This is a genomic window from Streptomyces sp. NPDC045955 (genome assembly GCF_056430805.1).
This window is the reverse complement of the sequence record NZ_JBWKKY010000011.1, coordinates 26877-44655: the sequence shown is the minus strand read 5'-3', so window position 1 is coordinate 44655 and position 17779 is coordinate 26877. Positions and strand designations below refer to the sequence as shown.

The following is a 17779-nucleotide window of genomic DNA, read 5'->3' as shown; positions in this document are numbered from 1 at the left end:
CCATGCGCTTCCGCCACCCCGACGGCTCCACGGTCCACCTCGCCTACTGCACCAACGTCCACCCCGCCGAGACCCTCGACGGCGTCCTCGCGCAGCTCCGCGACCACTGCGAACCCGTCCGTCGCCGCCTGGGCCGCGACCGGCTCGGCATCGGGCTGTGGCTCGCCAGGGACGCCGCCCACGCCCTCGACACCGACCCGTCCGCGCTGCGCGGTCTGCGCGCCGAGCTCGACCGGCGCGGCCTCGAGGTCGTCACCCTCAACGGCTTCCCGTACGAGGGCTTCGGCGCCGAAGAGGTCAAGTACCGCGTCTACAAGCCGGACTGGGCCGACCCCGCACGCCTCGACCACACCACCGCCCTGGCCCGCGTCCTCGCCGGGCTCCTCCCCGACGACGTCCGCGACGGCACCATCTCCACCCTGCCCCTCGCCTGGCGCACCGCGTACGACGACGAACGCGCACAGACCGCCCGCACCGCCCTGCGCACCCTCGCCGAACGCCTCGACGCCATCGAGGAGCTGACCGGCCGCTCCCTCCGCGTCGGGCTGGAACCGGAACCCGGCTGCGTCGTGGAGACCACTCACGACGCCATCGCCCCGCTCACCGCGATCGCCCACGACCGCATCGGCATCTGCGTCGACACCTGCCACCTCGCCACCTCCTTCGAAGACCCGCACACCGCCCTGGACGCCCTCACAGAGGCCCGCGTCCCCGTCGTCAAATCCCAGCTCTCCGCCGCCCTGCACGCCGAACACCCCCATCTGCCCGAGGTCCGCGAGGCCCTCGCCGCCTTCGCCGAACCCCGCTTCCTGCACCAGACCCGCACGGCCACCGCCGCCGGCCTGCGCGCCACCGACGACCTCGACGAGGCCGTCGCCGGCCACGCCCTGCCCGACGGCGCACCCTGGCGCGCCCACTTCCACGTCCCCCTGCACGCGGCCCCCGCCGCACCCCTCACCTCCACACTCCCGGTCCTGAAGACCGCGCTCACCCGGCTCGTCGGCGGCCCTGTCCCGCTCACCCGCCACCTGGAGGTCGAGACCTACACCTGGCAGGCCCTCCCGCCCGAGCTGCGCCCCCGGAGCCGCAGCCAGCTCGCCGAGGGCATCGCCGCCGAACTCACCCTCGCCCGCGACCTGTTGACGGACCTCGGCCTGAAGGAGCTGCCATGAGCACCCATGAGCACCCGGCCCCGGCCACCGCGGACCGCCCCACACCGCTCCTCGTCCTCGACGTCGTCGGCCTCACCCCCCGTCTCCTCGACCACATGCCCCACCTCAAGGCGCTCGGCCGGTCAGGCTCCCGCGCCGCGCTGGGCACCGTCCTGCCCGCCGTCACCTGCGCCGCCCAGTCCACGTTCCTCACCGGCACCATGCCCTCGGAGCACGGCATCGTCGGCAACGGCTGGTACTTCCGCGAACTCGGCGACGTCCTCCTGTGGCGCCAGCACAACGGCCTCGTGGCCGGTGACAAACTCTGGGACGCCGCCCGCCGCGCCCACCCCGGCTACACCGTCGCGAACATCTGCTGGTGGTACGCCATGGGCGCCGACACCGACATCACCGTCACCCCCCGTCCGGTCTACTACGCCGACGGCCGCAAGGAACCCGACTGCTACACCAGGCCGGCCGCGCTGCACGACGAACTCACCGAAGAACTCGGCACGTTCCCCCTCTTCCACTTCTGGGGCCCCGGAGCGGACCTCGTCTCCAGCCGGTGGATCATCGACGCGACCCGCCACATCAACCGCAACCGGCACCCGGACCTCACGCTCTGCTACCTCCCTCACCTCGACTACGATCTGCAGCGCTTCGGCCCCGACGACCCGCGCTCCCTGAAGGCGGCCGCCGACCTGGACGCCGCCATGGCACCGCTCCTGGACGACGCCCGCGCCGAGGGCCGCACGGTCGTCGCACTGTCCGAGTACGGCATCACCCGGGTGAACCGGCCCGTCGACATCAACCGGGCCCTGCGCCGCGCCGGCCTGCTGGAGGTGCACACGCAGGACGGCATGGAGTACCTCGACCCGATGGCGTCCCGTGCCTTCGCTGTCGCCGACCACCAGATCGCCCACGTCTACGTGCGGCGCCCCGAGGACCTCGACGCCACCCGGGCCGCCCTCGACGGCCTGCCCGGCATCGAGCAACTCCTCGACGACGAGGGCAAGAAGGCCCACCACCTCGACCATCCGCGCGCCGGCGAACTCGTCGCCGTGGCGGAACCCGACGCCTGGTTCACGTACTACTACTGGCTCGACGACGCCCGCGCGCCCGACTTCGCGCAGCTCGTCGAGATCCACCGCAAACCCGGCTACGACCCGGCCGAGCTCTTCATGGATCCCCTCGACCCCTACGTCAAGGTCAAGGCGGCCACCGCGCTGGCCCGCAAGAAACTCGGCATGCGCTACCGCATGGCGGTCGTGCCCCTGGACCCTTCACCTATTCGCGGCAGCCACGGCCGCCTTCCGGCGAGCGACGACGACGGTCCGCTCCTCATCTGCTCCACCCCCCGCGCTGTCGGCGACCGCGTCGCGGCCACCGATGTGAAGTCACTGCTGCTCCGACTCGCCGGTCTCGACTGAGGCCGCAGCCCTCAGCCCCGACTGGTCACAAGTGAAGCACTCACCACTGACAACGCCCCGCGATCACGAGGAGTTCCACGCATGAGCCGCTTCTCCCAGCCCGACCCCGAGCTCACCCACCGCCTGAGCAGACGCGGCATGCTCGGCGTGGCCGCAGGCGCCACCGCCGCCGCCCTGCTCGGTGCCGCCGCCCCCGCGACCGCCGCCACCGGCAACACGTCCGGAACCACCGGCACGGCCCCCGGCGCCAAGGGCCGCGGGCGCCCCGTCCTGCCGCCCGGCCGCCTCGGCATCCAGCTCTACAGCCTCCGCGACAAGGTCTCCACCCTCGGCTTCGGCCCCGTCTTCGCCGAACTGGAGAAGTACGGCTACGACGAGGTCGAGTTCGCCGGCTACACCCAGGGCTCGGCCGGCCCCATCACGCTCGCCCAGCTCAAGCGGCTGGCCCACAGCCACGGCCTGAACCCGATCGGCAGCCACGTCGGCTACTACTCCGACGACCCGAACGCCTACACCTTCGCCCAGAACCTCACCAAGGTCCTCGACGATGCCCAGGCCCTCGGCCTCAAGCACATCGGCACGGCCGCCGGCCCGTTCCGCTACGGCTCGACCGTCGACGCCTGGAAGCGCGCCGCCGAGGACTTCAACACCTACGGCGCCGCGGCGAGGGCCCGGGGCATGAAGTTCTACCAGCACAACCACTCCGAGGAGTTCGGCTTCGCCACGGACAACCCGAAGGTCCGCCTCTACGACGTCCTGCTCAAGGAGACCGACCCGGACCTCGTCTACCTGGAGATGGACATCTACTGGGCGTACGTCGGCCAGTTCCGCTTCTCCAAGCGGCCCGACGGCACGCCCGCCCCGTTCGAACCGCTGAACTACGTCCTCAGGCAGCCCGACCGCTACCCGCTGTTCCATGTGAAGGACGGCGAGAGCGACCCGTCGAACCCGTACGGCTACCGCATGACCGACGTCGGCGACGGCGACATCGACTACCAGAGGTTCATCTCCGCCGTGACCCGGCTGCGCGGCCACCGCATGGCCCACCACTGGCAGGCCGAGCACGACAACCCGGCCGAGTCCTTCACGTTCGCGCGGCGCTCCAGCGCCCACCTGCACTCGCTGCGGGAGAAGTGCTGACACCGCTGAACATGAGGAGGCCCCTCCCCGGCCGGGGAGGGGCCTCCTCATGTGTGGGACGGTCAACCGTCGCTTTCGCGGAGGGGACGGTGTGCGGCGCCGGACGGTGCGTGCGGGCTGCTTGCCGGGGACGGCTGCGGCGTCAGGTCGTGTCCTCGCCGAGCGGTTGCGGGTTGGGAGCGATGCGGCGCTTTTCCTTGTCACGTCCCGGCGGGGTCAGGAACAGTGCCACGCAGCCGGCGAAGAGGGAGATGGAGCCGGCCAGGATGAACGCACCGGAGTGTCCCCAGGCGCCGACGACCACGGCACCCATGCCCGCTCCCAGGCCGGAGACGAGCTTGGCGCTGTAGACCATGCCGTAGTTGGACGCGTTGTTGTTCTCGCCGAAGTAATCGGCGGTCAGTGCGGCGAACATCGGGAAGATGGCTCCGCCGCCGAAGCCGGAGATCGAGGAGAAGACCAGGAACAGCGGCAGGTTCTCGGCGTTCGCCGACCAGAGGATGCCGTACTGCGCCAGGCCCAGGATGACGCACACCACGAGCAGGCACCGCTTGCGGCCGTAGAGGTCGGAGAGCCAGCCGATGACACCGCGGCCGGTGCCGTTGACGATGGCCTTCAGGGACATGGCCGTGGCGACGATCCCGCCGGCGAATCCGGCCTCCTCGCCGATCTCCACCTGGAAGGCGATGCCGAAGATGTTCACTCCGGACGTACAGGCCAGGCAGAACCACATCAGGGCCACCCGGCCGGTCTTCCACGCCTCCTTGGGGGAGTACTGGCGCACCGCCGGCGGGTTCATGCGCAGCGAGCGGGCCGCGCGCGGGTCCTTCGGCGGGTTGAGCGGGTCGGTCTCGGCGGGCCACCAGTTCTTCGGCGGGTCCTTGAAGAAGTAGCCGGAGCACGCCACGATCCCGGCCAGGAACAGGCCGACCGAGACCAGCACCCAACGGAAGTTGGTGAGGTCCATGTAGCCGTTGAAGAGGAAGACGAAGGGCACCGAGCCGTAGGCGAAACCGCCGTTGACGAAGCCGGTCTTGCCGCCCTTGCGCTCCGGATACCACTTGCCCACCATGTTGACGCAGGTGGCGTACACCATCCCCGCGCCCATCCCGCTGAACATGCTGAAGCCGATGTAGGCGAAGACGACGTGCGGCGCGAAGGCCAGTGACAGGTAGCCCAGCAGCGTGCCCGCCGCGCCGCACATCATCGCCCAGCGCGCCGGGAGTTTGCCGCTCTCACGCAGCTTGCCCGCGGGGAAGGCCACCGCGGCCTGGAAGAAGACCCACACGGTCATCATCCAGAAGATGTGCATGCTGTCCCACGCGTGTGCCGTGTGCAGGGTCTCCTCCGCGGACGCGAACGCGTACTCGGCGGAGGAGATGCCCATCATGCCGATCCAGGGCAGGATCACCATCCACTTGCGCTTGCGCCCCATGATGTCGATGTCGGTCTCACCGAGGCGGTAGACGCGGCCGTTCGCGTCGGTGACCTCCCGGTAGGGAACCGTGGTGGGCAGATCGGTCGTTGTCATGTCGTGTCGCACCCCTTGCGTCGAAAGATCTGGCCAGCGCCCCCTGTCCCATGCCTTTCGTGCGCGTGCGGGTCCCGGGGCCGGCCGACGCGCACCGTCGGCCGGCCCCCCGCTGCCTCACCTCATGTACCGCCCCCCAGCCGCGCCGCCTCCCGCGCCCAGCGGTACTTCGCGCCGAGCACGGCCACCGGCTTCTCGGTCGTGTACGGGTACGCCACGACCCCGCGCTCGAAGAGGTACTGGCAGGCCTCCTCGACCTCCACGTCCCCGGCGAGCGACGCCACGACCGGCTTCTCGATCCCCCGCTCGCGGAACTCGGCCACCACGCGTGCGGTGAGCTCCGCGAAGACCATGGGAGGAGTGACGATGGTGTGCCAGTAGCCGAGGACCAGCGCGTGGATACGCTCATCCTCGAGACCCAGCCGGATCGTCGCCTCGTACGTCGACGGCGGCTCGCCCCCGGTGATGTCCACCGGGTTGCCCGCTGCCCCGAAGGGCGGGATGAACTTCCGGAACGCCTCGTCCAGGTCCGGCGGGATCTCCATCAGCGACAGGCCGTTGTCCGTGACCGCGTCCGAGAGCAGCACACCGCTGCCGCCGGCACCCGTGATGATCACGACGTTGTCGCCCTTGGGGGCGGGCAGCACCGGCAACGCCCGCGCGTACTCCAGCATGTCGTTCAGCCCCGGCGCCCGGATCACCCCGGCCTGCCGCAGGATGTCGTCGTACACGGCGTCGTCGCCCGCCAGCGCGCCGGTGTGCGAACCGGCCGCTTTCGCACCCGCCGCCGTACGCCCCGCCTTCAGCACGACCACGGGCTTCTTCGGCACGGTCGCCCGTGCGGCCTCCACGAAGGCGCGCCCGTCCTTGAGGTCCTCCAGGTGCATCGCGATGCACTCGGTGTGCGGGTCCTCCCCGAACCAGGTCAGCAGGTCGTCCTCGTCCAGGTCCGACTTGTTGCCCAGCCCGACGATCGCCGACACGCCCGTCTTGGTGGTGCGGGCGAAGCCCAGGATGGCCATCCCGATGCCGCCCGACTGCGAGGTCAGCGCCACCCCGCCCTTGACGTCGTACGGCGTGCAGAACGTGGCGCACAGGTCGTGCCAGGTCGAGTAGTAGCCGTAGATGTTCGGCCCCAGCAGCCGCACTCCGTACCGCTCGGCGATCGCCACGATCTCCGCCTGGAGCTCGTGTTCACCGGTCTCGGCGAACCCGGAGGGGATCAGTACGGCGTTCGGGATGCCCTTGCGTCCCACCTCCTCCAAGGCAGCGGCCACGAACTTGGCGGGAATAGCGAAGACCGCCACATCCACCTCACCGGGAACGTCCGTGACACTCTTGTACGCCTTGCGGCCCAGAATGTCATCGGCCTTGGGGTTCACCGGATGGATGTCGCCGGCGAAACCGCCGTCGACGAGGTTGCGCATCACCGAGTTGCCGATCTTGCCCTGCTCGTTGGAGGCACCGATCACGGCGACCGAACTCGGCTGCATCAGCCGGCGCATCGACGTGAGGATCTCGTCCCTCGAGTACTTCCGGCGCGGCGCGGGCTGCGACTCGGCGAGGATCACCCGGATGTCGGCCGCGACGGCCCCCTCCGCTGTCGCGATCACCGGGTTGAGGTCGACCTCCGCGATCTCCGGGAAGTCCGCGACGAGTTCCGACACCCGGCGGATCTGCTCGGCGACGGCCCACCGGTCCACGCCCGCCTGGCCGCGCACCCCGCGCAGGATCTCCGCCGACCGGATCGAGTCCAGCATCGACAGCGCCTCGTCGGCGTCCACCGGAGCGAGCCGGAACGTCACGTCCTTCAGGACCTCGACGAGCACCCCGCCGAGCCCGAACGCGACCACCTTCCCGAACGTCGGGTCCGTGACCGCGCCGACGATGACCTCCTGCCCCTCGGCCAGCAGCTCCTGCACCTGCACGCCCGAGATGCGGGCCTCGGCGTTGTAGGCGCGCGCGTTGTCGATGATCCTGTGGAACGCGGCCCGTACGTCGGTCGCGCCCTCGACCCCGACGATCACTCCGCCTGCGTCGGTCTTGTGCAGGATGTCCGGCGAGACGATCTTCATCACGACGGGCCCGCCGAAGCGCGCCGCGAACGCCACGGCCTCGTCGACGTCGGTCGCCAGCTCCTCGCCCGGTACGGCGATCCCGTACGCGTCGGCGATCACCTTGCCCTCGGGCGCGGTCAGCGCTGTCCGCCCCTCGGCCCGCACGGAATCCAGCACGCCCCGCACCCGCAGGACCCGGTCTTCGGCCATCACGTCAGATCACTCCGTTCGACTTGAGCAGGCGCACTTCCTCGTCGCCGAGGCCGAGTTCGCCGACGTAGACCTCTTCGTTGTGCTCGCCGAGAAGCGGCGAGGTGGTCACCTCGACGGGGGAGTCGGACAGCTTGAGCGGGCTGCCGACGGTGACGAACTGACCGCGCTCGGGGTGCGGGACGGTGACGACCATCTCGTTGGCGGCCAGCGACCGGTCCTCGATGATCTCCCTGGTGGACAGGATCGGCCCGCACGGGATGTTGTGCGCGTTGAGCCGCTCCAGCACCTCCCACTTGGGCAGCGTCGAGGACCACTCCTCGATCAGCTGGAACATCTTGCCGAGCTTGGGCAGCCGCGCCTCGGGCGTCGCCCACTCGGGGTCGTCGGCCAGCTCCGGCCGGCCGATGAGCTCACTGATCGGCCGCCAGCCGACGGGCTGCACGATGACGTACACGTAGTCGTTCGGGCCGCCCGGCGCGCACTTGACCGCCCAGCCGGGCTGGCCGCCGCCGGACGCGTTCCCGGACCTGGGAACCTCGTCGCCGAAGTCCTCGTTGGGATATTCAGCGAGCGGCCCGTGTGCCAGGCGTTGCTGGTCCCGCAGCTTCACCCGGCACAGGTTCAGTACGGCGTGCTGCATGGCCACGTTGACCCGCTGCCCGCGCCCGGTGCGCTCCCGTTGGTAGAGCGCGGCGAGGATGCCCGCCACGGCGTGCACGCCCGTCCCCGAGTCCCCGATCTGGGCCCCCGTCGCCAGCGGCGGCCCGTCCTCGAAACCGGTGGTCGACATCGACCCGCCCATGGCCTGCGCGACGACCTCGTACGCCTTGAAGTTGGTGTAGGGGCCCTCGCCGAACCCCTTGATGGAGGCATAGACGATCCGTGGATTGATCTCCTGGATGCGGTCCCAGGTGAAGCCCATCCGGTCGACCGCGCCCGGGCCGAAGTTCTCGACCATGACGTCGGAGCGCCGGATCAGCTCGGTGAGGATCTCCTTGCCGCGCTCGGTCTTGGTGTTGAGGGTGATGCTCCGCTTGTTGCAGTTGAGCATCGTGAAGTAGAGGGAGTCGACGTCCGGCAGGTCACGCAGCTGCTTGCGTGTGATGTCGCCGGTCGGCGCCTCCAGCTTGACGACGTCCGCGCCGAGCCAGGCGAGCAGCTGGGTCGCGGAGGGCCCGGACTGGACGTGGGTCATGTCCAGGACGCGGATGCCTTCGAGGGCCTTGGTGGACGGAGGAGTCATCGGGGGCACCTCACTTGTACATGGTCTGGTTCATGGTTCCGGGGGCGTACGCGTCGGGGTCGACCCAGACGTTGATCAGGGACGGCTTGCCGGACTCGCGGGCGCGCCTGAGGGCCGGGCCGATGTCGGCGGGGTCGCGGACCTCCTCGCCGTAACCGCCCAGCATCTGGGCGAACTTGTCGTAGTGGACGTCGCCGAGGGTGTTGCCGACCCGCTCGCGGTCCTTGCCGTACTTGGCGGCCTGGCCGTAGCGGATCTGGTTCATGGAGGAGTTGTTGCCGACGATGCCGACGAAGGGGAGGTCGTAGCGGACGAGAGTCTCGAAGTCCCAGCCGGTCAGGGAGAACGCGCCGTCACCGAAGAGGGCGACGACCTCCTTGTCGGGCCGTGCCTGCTTGGCCGCCAGCACGAAGGGGACCCCGACGCCGAGCGTGCCCAGGGGACCCGGGTCCATCCAGTGCCCGGGTGACTTGGGCTGCACGACCTGCCCGGAGAAGGTGACGATGTCGCCGCCGTCGCCGATGTAGATCGAGTCCTCGGTGAGGAAGTCGTTGATCTCGCTGACCAGCCGGTACGGGTGGATGGGCGAGGCGTCCGACCTCAGGCTCGGCAGCCGCTTCTCCAGGGCGGTCTGCTCCGCGGCCCGCAACTCGTCCAGCCACTCCTTGCGCTTCGACGCACCGCCGTTGACGCGTCCGGAGGCGGCCTCGGTGACCGACTTCAGCACCAGTCCGGCGTCGCCCACGATGCCGAGGTCGATGTCGCGGTTCTTGCCGACCGTGCGGTAGTCGAGGTCGATCTGCACGACGGTCGCGTCCGGTGACAGCCGCTTGCCGTAGCCCATGCGGAAGTCGAAGGGTGTGCCGACGATGACGATGACGTCGGCGCCTGAGAAGGCGTACCGGCGGGAGAGCTGGAAGTGGTGCGGGTCGCCGGGCGGGAGGGTGCCACGGCCGGCGCCGTTCATGTACGCCGGGATGTTCAGCGTGCGCACCAGCTCGATGGCCGATGCGGTGCCCCGGGTCGTCCACACCTGGCTGCCGAGCAGGATGGCCGGCTTCTCGGCGTGCACGAGCAGGTCGGCGAGCTTCTCGATCGCCTCCGGGTCGCCGGCCGAGCGGGTCGAGGCGCGGTAGGCGCCGGACTTCGGCACGCGCGCCTTGGACACCGGCACCTTGGCGTCCAGCACGTCACGCGGGATCTCCAGGAAGGAGGGCCCGGGCGCGCCGTGGTAGCACTCGCGGAACGCCATCGACACCATGTCCGCCGCCCGGGCCGTGTCCGGCACGGCCGCCGCGAACTTGGTGATCGGCGTCATCATGTCGACGTGCGGCAGGTCCTGGAGGGACCCCATCTTGTGCTGGGTGAGGGCCCCCTGGCCGCCGATCAGCAGCATCGGGGACTCCGCGCGGAAGGCGTTGGCGACACCGGTGACGGCGTCGGTCGTCCCCGGTCCCGCGGTGACCACCGCGCAGCCCGGCTTGCCGGTGATGCGCGCGTAACCGTCGGCGGCGTGGGCGGCGACCTGCTCGTGACGGACGTCGACGACCTCGATGCCCTCGTCGACGCAGCCGTCGTAGATGTCGATGATGTGGCCGCCGCACAGGGTGTAGATGCGCTCGACCCCCTCGGCCCTCAGCGCCTTGGCTACGAGATGACCACCGGAGATCACGTCCTGGGTGTCGTCGGGCATGGCGAAGTCCTGTCCCTTCGTAGGGGGTTGGAACGTCTCGCGGTACATTGCATACAGTCGACGAATACTGTATGAAGCTTGTTATCCCGCATCCGATGGGTGGTGTCCAGGGGGCGTGCGGCACTTTCAGTCAGGAGCCGGAATGGACCTGTACGAACATCAGGCAAGGGAACTCTTTGAAGAACACGGCGTCTTGGTGCCGCGTGCCGAGGTGACGGACTCGCCCAAGGAGGCCCGTGGGATCGCACGCCGGCTCGGTGGCCGTGTCGTGGTGAAAGCCCAGGTGAAGACCGGGGGCCGGGGCAAGGCAGGAGGGGTGAAGCTCGCCGCGGACCCGGCCGCCGCCGAGCTCACCGCCCGTCAGATCCTCGGTATGGACATCAAGGGGCACCGGGTCGGCACGGTGATGCTGGCCCAGCCCGTGGACATCGAGGCCGAGTTCTACGTGTCCTACGTACTCGACCGCGCGGCGGGCCGCTTCCTCGCGATCGCCTCGGCCGAAGGCGGCATGGAGATCGAGGAGGTCGCCGCCACCCGTCCCGACGCCGTGGCCCGCGTCCCCGTCGACCCCGCCGAGGGCGTCACCTCCGCGAAGGCGGGCGAGATCGCCGAGGCGGCCGGACTGCCGCCGCAGACCGTCGACGTCCTCGTGCGGCTCTGGGAGGTCCTGGTCCGCGAGGACGCCCTCCTCGTCGAGGTGAATCCGCTCGTCCGCACCCGGCAGGGGCACATCCTCGCCCTCGACGGCAAGGTCACCCTCGACGACAACGCCCGCTTCCGGCAGGCACGGTGGGGCGCGGACGACACGGAACACGACGGCGCGCTGGAGGCGGCCGCTGCCGCGAAGGGCCTCAACTACGTCAAGCTCGACGGCGAGGTCGGCATCATCGGCAACGGCGCCGGACTCGTCATGTCGACACTGGACGTGGTCGCGGGCTGCGGCGCCAGGCCCGCCAACTTCCTCGACATCGGCGGCGGAGCGAGCGCCCGCGTCATGGCGGACGGACTGTCGGTCATCCTCTCCGACCTGGACGTGAAGTCCGTCTTCGTCAATGTCTTCGGCGGGATCACCGCGTGCGACGCGGTCGCCGACGGCATCGTCCAGGCCCTGGACACCGTCCGCCTCACCAAGCCGCTCGTCGTGCGCCTCGACGGCAACAACGCGCCCCGGGGCCGCGCCATCCTCGACGGGCACGCGCATCCGCTGGTCCAGCAGGTCACCACCATGGACGGCGCCGCCCGCCGGGCCGCCGAACTCGCCACCACTGCCTGAGGGGACGTCATGGCCATCTACCTCACCAAGGAGAGCAAGGTACTCGTCCAGGGCATGACCGGCAGCGAGGGCATGAAGCACACCCGGCGCATGCTGGCGGCCGGCACGAACGTCGTCGGCGGCGTCAACCCGCGCAAGGCGGGCCGCACCGTCGACTTCGACGACCGGGCCGTCCCCGTCTTCGGCAGCGTCGCCGCCGGGATGCGCGCGACCGCGGCGGACGTCACCGTCGTCTTCGTGCCGCCGGCCTTCGCCAAGGCGGCCGTCCTCGAAGCCGCCGACGCCGGTATCGGCCTCGCGGTGGTCATCACCGAGGGCATCCCTGTCCACGACTCCGTCGCCTTCACCACGTACGCCGGCCAGAAGGGCACACGAGTGGTCGGACCCAACTGCCCGGGCCTCATCACCCCCGGCCAGTCCAACGCGGGCATCATCCCGGCCGACATCACCAAACCGGGCCGCATCGGCCTGGTCTCCAAGTCGGGCACGCTGACGTACCAGCTGATGTACGAGCTCCGCGACATCGGTTTCTCGACCTGCGTCGGCATCGGCGGCGACCCGGTCGTAGGCACCTCGCACATCGACTGCCTCGCCGCTTTCCAGGACGACCCCGACACCGAACTCATCGTCCTCATCGGCGAGATCGGCGGCGACGCGGAGGAACGGGCGGCGGCCTACGTCCGCGAGCACGTCACCAAGCCGGTCGTCGGTTACATCGCCGGGTTCACCGCACCCGAGGGCAAGACCATGGGGCACGCGGGCGCCATCGTCTCCGGTTCCTCCGGCACGGCGCAGGCGAAGAAGGAGGCGCTGGAGGCGGCCGGGGTGAGCGTGGGCAGCACCCCGACCGAGACGGCGAAGCTCGTGCTGGCGCATCTCGAAGCGCGCCTCGGAGAACCACGGCAGTGAGCCAGGTCCCGCCCCCGACCGTGCATCCAGAGCGGAGCAACCCGATGGCACCCACCCTCACCCTCAAATCCGGCACGACCTGGCCCGACGCGTGGCAGCGCTGCCTCGCCGTCGCGCCCGAGGCCTTCCGCGACGAGCGGGTCCTCAACCTCTGGAACGCCGCCTGGCAGGCGGACGGCCGGGTCCTGCCCGCGGTCAGCCCCGTCGACGGCAGCCCGATCACCGGACCGCCGCGCCTGGACGGGGCCACCGCCCGCCGGGCCGTGCGCGCCGCCCTCGACCAGCACCGCGCCTGGCGTCACGTCTCCCTGCCGGAGCGCCGGGCCCGCGTCGCCGCCACCCTCGACGCCCTCGCCGAACACCGCCGGCTGCTGGCCCTCCTGCTCGTCTGGGAGATCGGCAAGCCCTGGCGGCTCGCCCTGGCCGACGTCGACCGCGCCATCGACGGGGTCCGCTGGTACGTCGACGGCATCGAGGAGATGGTCGCCGGCCGGGCCCCGCTGGACGGCCCGGTGTCCAACATCGCCAGCTGGAACTACCCGATGAGCGTGCTCGTTCACGCAGTGCTGGTCCAGGCACTGGCAGGCAACGCGGTCATCGCCAAGACCCCGACCGACGGCGGTGTCGCCTGCCTGACCCTGGCCTGCGCCCTCGCCGCCCGTGAGGGGATCCCCGTCACCCTCGTCAGCGGCAGCGGAGGCGAGCTGTCCCAGGCGCTGGTGCGGGCGCCCGAGATCGGCTGCGTCTCCTTCGTCGGCGGCCGCGACACCGGCGCCTCGGTGGCCACGGCCGTCGCCGACCTCGGCAAACGACACGTACTCGAACAGGAGGGACTCAACACCTGGGGCATCTGGAACTACTCGGACTGGGACGCGCTCACGGCGGTCATCCCCAAGCTCTTCGACTACGGCAAGCAGCGCTGCACGGCGTACCCGCGCTTCGTCGTCCAGCGGCACCTGTTCGACGCGTTCCTGGCGGCGTACCTCCCGGCGGTCCGCACGCTCAGGATCGGACACCCGCTCGCCGTGGAAGAGCCGGACGACCCGTACCCGGAGCTGGACTTCGGGCCGGTCATCAACGCGGCCAAGGCGAAGGAACTCCAGGACCAGGTCGCCGAGGCGATCGAGCGCGGCGCCGTACCGCTGCACCGCGGCAGTCCGTCCGACGCCCGCTTCCTGCCCGGCCAGGACACCTCGGCCTACGTCCAGCCGGTCACGCTCCTCAACCCGCCCCCGTCCTCTCCGCTGCACCACGCGGAGCCCTTCGGCCCGGTCGACACGATCGTCCTGGTCGACACGGAGGCGGAGCTGCTGGCCGCGATGAACGCCTCCAACGGCGCGCTGGTGGCCACGCTGTCCACCGACGACCGGGCGACCTTCGAGCGACTCGCCCCGCAGATCCGCGCGTTCAAGACCGGCCACGGCCGGCCCCGTTCCCGCGGCGACCGTGACGAGCTGTTCGGCGGTCTCGGCGCGTCCTGGCACGGCGCGTTCGTCGGCGGCGAGCTGCTGGTGCGCGCGGTGACACGGGGACCGGCGGGGGAGCGGCTGCCGGGCAACTTCCCGGAGTACCAGTTGCTGCCGTGAGGGCAGACCACCCCGGGGGGAGGGGGCCCAGAGCGACCGACGCCGGTCCACCGCGCGGACGCCCGCGCGGGGCTCGGGCGTCGGTCGCCGACGGGTGGCGAAACCGGCGCGTCTCGAAGCCCGTATCGGCGTTGGCCGCCGCCGGGGCGGCACCGGGCCGCGGGGTCATCGGGTTGCTGGGTTGCTGGGCTGCCGGGCCGCGGGGTCATCGGGTTGCTGGGCTGCTGGGCTGCCGGGCCACCGGGCTGCTGGGCCGTCGGGCTGCCGGGCCGCGGGGCTGCTGGGCCACCGGGCTGCTGGGCTGCTGGGTCATCGGGTTGCTGGGCTGCTGGGCTGCTGGGCCACCGGGCTGCTGGGCCGTCGGGCTGCCGGGCCGCGGGGCCGCTGGGCCGCCGGTCAGCCGATGCCCTGCCGGTCCGGGCGCAGGGCGAACGCGCGGTCCGCGGGGGCGGGCCCGGACCGGTCCACCGTCTGCCGGAGCAGCTCGCGATGGCGGAGCAGCGGCTCCCGCCGCTCCGGCGGCACGAGCAGGAGCAGGTCGTCCAGCCCTGCCAGCATGCGCCGCGACACCTGTGGGCTCCTGGTGGCGCACCCCCGTACCTCGGCGAACCCGAGATCCACCAGCTCGGTCCAGCCCGGCACGGGCTGCACCAGCCGCACCGCCCCGCCCCGGTCCCGGTACAGGGCGGCGTCGAGCGGCCGTCGGCTGAGCGCGGCCAGGAACTGGACGATCCGGTCCAGCGCCTGGACGGCGGTCGTCGGATCGTTGATCGCGGACGACAGGGCGCGCAGCGCGATGTCGGAAACTGGCGCAGTCCGAAGCCGAGATCCTGGTGGTACGTCCGCTCCACCCCCACCGAGATCGCGTAACGCAGCGCCCGGCGCGACGGGACCGGCCCGCCGTGGACCGCCAGCACGGGCACCTCGGGCACCACGAAGTCCCCGATCCGCGGGATCAGCCGCAACACGACCCGGTGTTTGCGCGCCTCCCGCACCAGCCGCGTGATGTGCACGTCCCGCAGCACCCCCGCCCGGCCCTCGTGCGGGACCGACGCGGTCGCGGAACCGAGGCGGGCGGCTTCGTCCTGCCCGCCCGTCGGCACGGGCATCGAGGCGGCCACCCGGAAGGACTCCGTGGCGATCCGCGCGATCACATGACTGATCCGCATCAGCCTGAGGGTGGTGTTCACGTACAGGCCGCGTCCAGCGCCTGGGCCCCCACCCAGACCACGAAGACCCCCACCATCGCCGCGGTGGGGGCGAACCAGAACGTGTCCCGCAGATGCCCTCTGAGCGGCGACAACGCACGGCGTCGACAACGCACGGCGGCGACGGCCCGACCCGGAGCTTTGCGTAACCATCCAGTCGCTCACGGTGTGACCCCAGGTGCATGGGGGTGCGAGGTCCCGGACCCCCGCCCTGGGGAAGGAAACGCAGGTGAAAGGCACTGCGAAACCTTGGTATGGTTGTCCATGTCGCCGCCGGGCAGCGCCCTGGCGAGGCGGCAGACACCTGGTCCGGGTGGCGGAATGGCAGACGCGCTAGCTTGAGGTGCTAGTGCCCTTTATCGGGCGTGGGGGTTCAAGTCCCCCCTCGGACACTCGCTTCGGTGCACGACTTCGGTGCACGAGAGGTGCTGGCCAGTTCTGGTCGGCACCTTTTCCGTGTTCCACGAGTGCCGCGACCCTCCGCGGGCGCTGCGTGGCACGGCCCCTCAGACCCGGTAGCCCCGCAGCTTGCGGTACAGCGTCGCCCGGCCGATCCCCAGCGCCGCCGCCGCGCGTGCCTTGTTGCCGCCGTGCAGCCGCAGGGCCTCCAGGATCGCGGCGCGCTCGGCGTGCTCCATCGGGCTGAGGGGCCGCGCGGCCGGGCCTTCCCGCACGGCGTCCGGCAGCTCCGCCCGGCGGACCGGCCCCGACATCCGGCGGTGCTCGGCGAGCGCCCGGACGAGGTGGGCCAGCTCGGTGACGTTCCCGGGCCACGGGTACCGCTCCAGCGCGCGCAGGGCGTCCAGTGTCCAGGTCAGCGGCGGCTGCCCGGCGGCCGGCCGTGGCGCCAGAGCGGGGAGCAGCTCGCGTATGTCCTCGGTACGTTCGCGCAGCGGGGGCAGGGTCACCGAGCGGGCGGACAGCTTGTCCAGCAGACGCTGGAGGCAGGGGCCGACCGGCGCGCCGGGCGTGTAGGTGACCAGCAGCCGGGCGGCGGGGTGCGTGTCGAGCAGGGAGTTGAGCGCGGCCACGCCGGGCTGGGCGAGGCGCTCGGCGTGCCGGAGCAGGAGCGGGCGATCGGCCGGCCAGGTGGGCAGGACCCTTTCGAGCCCGGCGTCCAGCGCCGCGTCGGCGATCTCGACGACCGCCCGTGCCTCCGTGCCGAGCAGGTCCAGAGCCAGCGCGGACTTGCCGGTTCCACGTTCACCGGCCAGCAGCAACGGCTCCGGCGAGCGGGCCAGTTCGACGGCACGGCCGACGGCGTGTCGCCAGGGGACCGACGAACCGGTGAGCGAGCAGGCCGGTCGCGGCACGGCCGGCACCGGCACCGGCTGCGACGGCTCGGGACCGGCGAGTGGCTCCAGGACGGCGACGATCCCGATGACCACGCCGTCCAGCCGTACGGGGTCGATCCGTGCGACGCATCCAGAGCCATCCGGCAGCTCGGCCGGGCCCGTTTCCCCGGACTGCCCGGCCTCACCCGCGGCATCCGCGTGCCGCGCGCTCACCGCCGTCCGCTCCAGTGCCCCGAGCACCTCGGGCGTCAGCAACCGCTGCGCGGAGTCGCTGATCAGGCGGTTACGACCGTCCAGAGCGACCACAGCACAGTCCGGGCCGTCCACGACCGGGTCCGGTCCGCCCACCGCCCGCACATACGCGTCCAGCAGCACCCGCTCGGCCCGCCCCGCCCGCGCCCGCAGCTCCGTCTCCACCGCCGTGGCGGCGGCCTCGGCGAGTGCCGCGTGCGGGTGAGGCGAACGCGCGGTACCCAGCCGCGACGCCAGCGACGCGACGGTCAGCGTGCCGACGACCCGGCCGCCCTCCGGGGCGAGCAACGGGACGCTCACGGCGGACACGTCCTGCCACCGGTCGAGGAAGTGTTCCGGCCCGTGCACCTCGGCCCGGCGCCGGGTGCGCAGGGCGACAGCCGCACTGTTGTGGCCGACCTCCGGCTCCGACAGGACGGGGCACGGATCGAGCCCGGGTACGCTCCCCGCGCTCCACAGCACGCGCAGCCGCTCGTCGGTCAGGAGGAGCAGGGACCGGTCCGTGCCCAGAGCCGGGGCGATCCGGTCGAGCACCGGCCGGGCGGCACCGAGCAGCGCCGAGTCCACCGGCCGGGATGGGGCGACGGCCGGTTCCTTCAAGTCGTGCGGCACACCGAAGAACCGTGCCCGCCGCCACGCCGCGACGACCTCCTCCGGAACACCGCCCGGCAGCGGACCCCCCGACAGGAACCGCTCGCGGGCGAGACGCAGCGAGGGGCGGGTGGTGGCTGCGGCGGAAGGCTCGGTCGTGGTCACGGCATGCAACACCGTAGCGGGTTCGGTTGAACAGGCAACAAC

At 71.4% G+C, this 17779-nt stretch carries 11 protein-coding genes, 1 tRNA gene and 1 pseudogene; 7 read left to right on the top strand and 6 right to left on the bottom strand.

The features are described from left to right. Positions 1–2: 2 nt before the first annotated feature. The 3 genes from eboE (at position 3) to AC07F0_RS23195 (ending at position 3721) form a co-directional block, all read left to right on the top strand. The gene (eboE, locus tag AC07F0_RS23205) at positions 3–1172 is read left to right on the top strand and encodes a metabolite traffic protein EboE (RefSeq protein WP_478981488.1); all 1170 of its coding nucleotides are present in this window, start codon (positions 3–5) and stop codon (positions 1170–1172) included. Next, positions 1169–2581 carry an alkaline phosphatase family protein gene (locus tag AC07F0_RS23200; protein WP_478981486.1) on the top strand — a complete coding sequence of 471 codons (1413 nt, stop codon included), beginning with the start codon at positions 1169–1171 and terminating at the stop codon, positions 2579–2581. Before eboE ends, AC07F0_RS23200 begins: the two co-directional genes overlap by 4 nt. Before the next feature lie 81 nt (positions 2582–2662). Further along, positions 2663–3721: a sugar phosphate isomerase/epimerase family protein gene (locus AC07F0_RS23195; protein WP_478981484.1), complete on the top strand. Its 1059-nt coding sequence runs from the start codon at positions 2663–2665 to the stop codon at positions 3719–3721. Positions 3722–3863: 142 nt separating this feature from the next. Here AC07F0_RS23195 and AC07F0_RS23190 read toward each other — a convergent pair whose 3' ends face one another. The 4 genes from AC07F0_RS23190 to AC07F0_RS23175 form a co-directional block, all read right to left on the bottom strand. Further along, positions 3864–5252: an OFA family MFS transporter gene (locus AC07F0_RS23190; RefSeq protein WP_478981482.1), complete on the bottom strand. Its 1389-nt coding sequence runs from the start codon at positions 5250–5252 to the stop codon at positions 3864–3866. Between the two features lie 122 nt (positions 5253–5374). Continuing rightward, on the bottom strand, positions 5375–7519 hold the full coding sequence (locus tag AC07F0_RS23185) for an acetate--CoA ligase family protein (RefSeq protein WP_478981481.1): 2145 nt from the start codon (positions 7517–7519) through the stop codon (positions 5375–5377). A 4-nt stretch (positions 7520–7523) separates the two neighbouring features. After that, positions 7524–8765 carry a formyl-CoA transferase gene (gene frc / locus AC07F0_RS23180; protein WP_478981480.1) on the bottom strand — a complete coding sequence of 414 codons (1242 nt, stop codon included), beginning with the start codon at positions 8763–8765 and terminating at the stop codon, positions 7524–7526. A gap of 10 nt (positions 8766–8775) precedes the next feature. Further along, complete coding sequence (locus AC07F0_RS23175; protein ID WP_478981478.1) at positions 8776–10458, bottom strand: thiamine pyrophosphate-binding protein; 1683 nt, start codon at positions 10456–10458, stop codon at positions 8776–8778. 142 nt (positions 10459–10600) lie between these two features. Here AC07F0_RS23175 and sucC point away from each other — a divergent pair, with 142 nt between their 5' ends. From sucC to AC07F0_RS23160, 3 genes are read left to right on the top strand one after another with little or no spacing between them, the layout of a single operon-like run. Next, a complete protein-coding gene (gene sucC / locus AC07F0_RS23170; RefSeq protein WP_478981476.1) occupies positions 10601–11731 on the top strand; it encodes an ADP-forming succinate--CoA ligase subunit beta in 1131 nt (376 codons plus the stop codon). A 9-nt stretch (positions 11732–11740) separates the two neighbouring features. Further along, on the top strand, positions 11741–12640 hold the full coding sequence (gene sucD, locus AC07F0_RS23165) for a succinate--CoA ligase subunit alpha (protein WP_478981474.1): 900 nt from the start codon (positions 11741–11743) through the stop codon (positions 12638–12640). Between the two features lie 44 nt (positions 12641–12684). After that, positions 12685–14226: an aldehyde dehydrogenase family protein gene (locus tag AC07F0_RS23160; protein ID WP_478981472.1), complete on the top strand. Its 1542-nt coding sequence runs from the start codon at positions 12685–12687 to the stop codon at positions 14224–14226. A 396-nt stretch (positions 14227–14622) separates the two neighbouring features. Here AC07F0_RS23160 and AC07F0_RS23155 read toward each other — a convergent pair. Beyond that, positions 14623–15422, bottom strand: a pseudogene (locus tag AC07F0_RS23155) (DUF2254 family protein); the annotation flags it as partial. A gap of 319 nt (positions 15423–15741) precedes the next feature. On the opposite strand from AC07F0_RS23155, the gene AC07F0_RS23150 reads away from it, so the two are divergent. After that, positions 15742–15826: transfer RNA gene (locus tag AC07F0_RS23150), tRNA-Leu, on the top strand. A gap of 114 nt (positions 15827–15940) precedes the next feature. On the opposite strand, the gene AC07F0_RS23145 is transcribed toward AC07F0_RS23150, so the two are convergent. Then, positions 15941–17737, bottom strand: a complete 1797-nt coding sequence (locus AC07F0_RS23145) for a helix-turn-helix domain-containing protein (protein WP_478981471.1) — start codon at positions 17735–17737, stop codon at positions 15941–15943. Between the last annotated feature and the right edge of the window lie 42 nt (positions 17738–17779).

Bases quoted from the DNA above. Each gene is read 5' to 3' on its own strand.
- frc (WP_478981480.1), bottom strand. From the start codon at position 8,765: ATGACTCCTCCGTCCACCAAGGCCCTCGAAGGCATCCGCGTCCTGGAC.
- sucC (WP_478981476.1), top strand. From the start codon at position 10,601: ATGGACCTGTACGAACATCAGGCAAGGGAACTCTTTGAAGAACACGGC.
- AC07F0_RS23160 (WP_478981472.1), top strand. From the start codon at position 12,685: ATGGCACCCACCCTCACCCTCAAATCCGGCACGACCTGGCCCGACGCG.
- AC07F0_RS23185 (WP_478981481.1), bottom strand. From the start codon at position 7,519: ATGGCCGAAGACCGGGTCCTGCGGGTGCGGGGCGTGCTGGATTCCGTG.
- sucD (WP_478981474.1), top strand. From the start codon at position 11,741: ATGGCCATCTACCTCACCAAGGAGAGCAAGGTACTCGTCCAGGGCATG.
- eboE (WP_478981488.1), top strand. From the start codon at position 3: ATGCGCTTCCGCCACCCCGACGGCTCCACGGTCCACCTCGCCTACTGC.
- AC07F0_RS23195 (WP_478981484.1), top strand. From the start codon at position 2,663: ATGAGCCGCTTCTCCCAGCCCGACCCCGAGCTCACCCACCGCCTGAGC.
- AC07F0_RS23175 (WP_478981478.1), bottom strand. From the start codon at position 10,458: ATGCCCGACGACACCCAGGACGTGATCTCCGGTGGTCATCTCGTAGCC.
- AC07F0_RS23190 (WP_478981482.1), bottom strand. From the start codon at position 5,252: ATGACAACGACCGATCTGCCCACCACGGTTCCCTACCGGGAGGTCACC.
- AC07F0_RS23200 (WP_478981486.1), top strand. From the start codon at position 1,169: ATGAGCACCCATGAGCACCCGGCCCCGGCCACCGCGGACCGCCCCACA.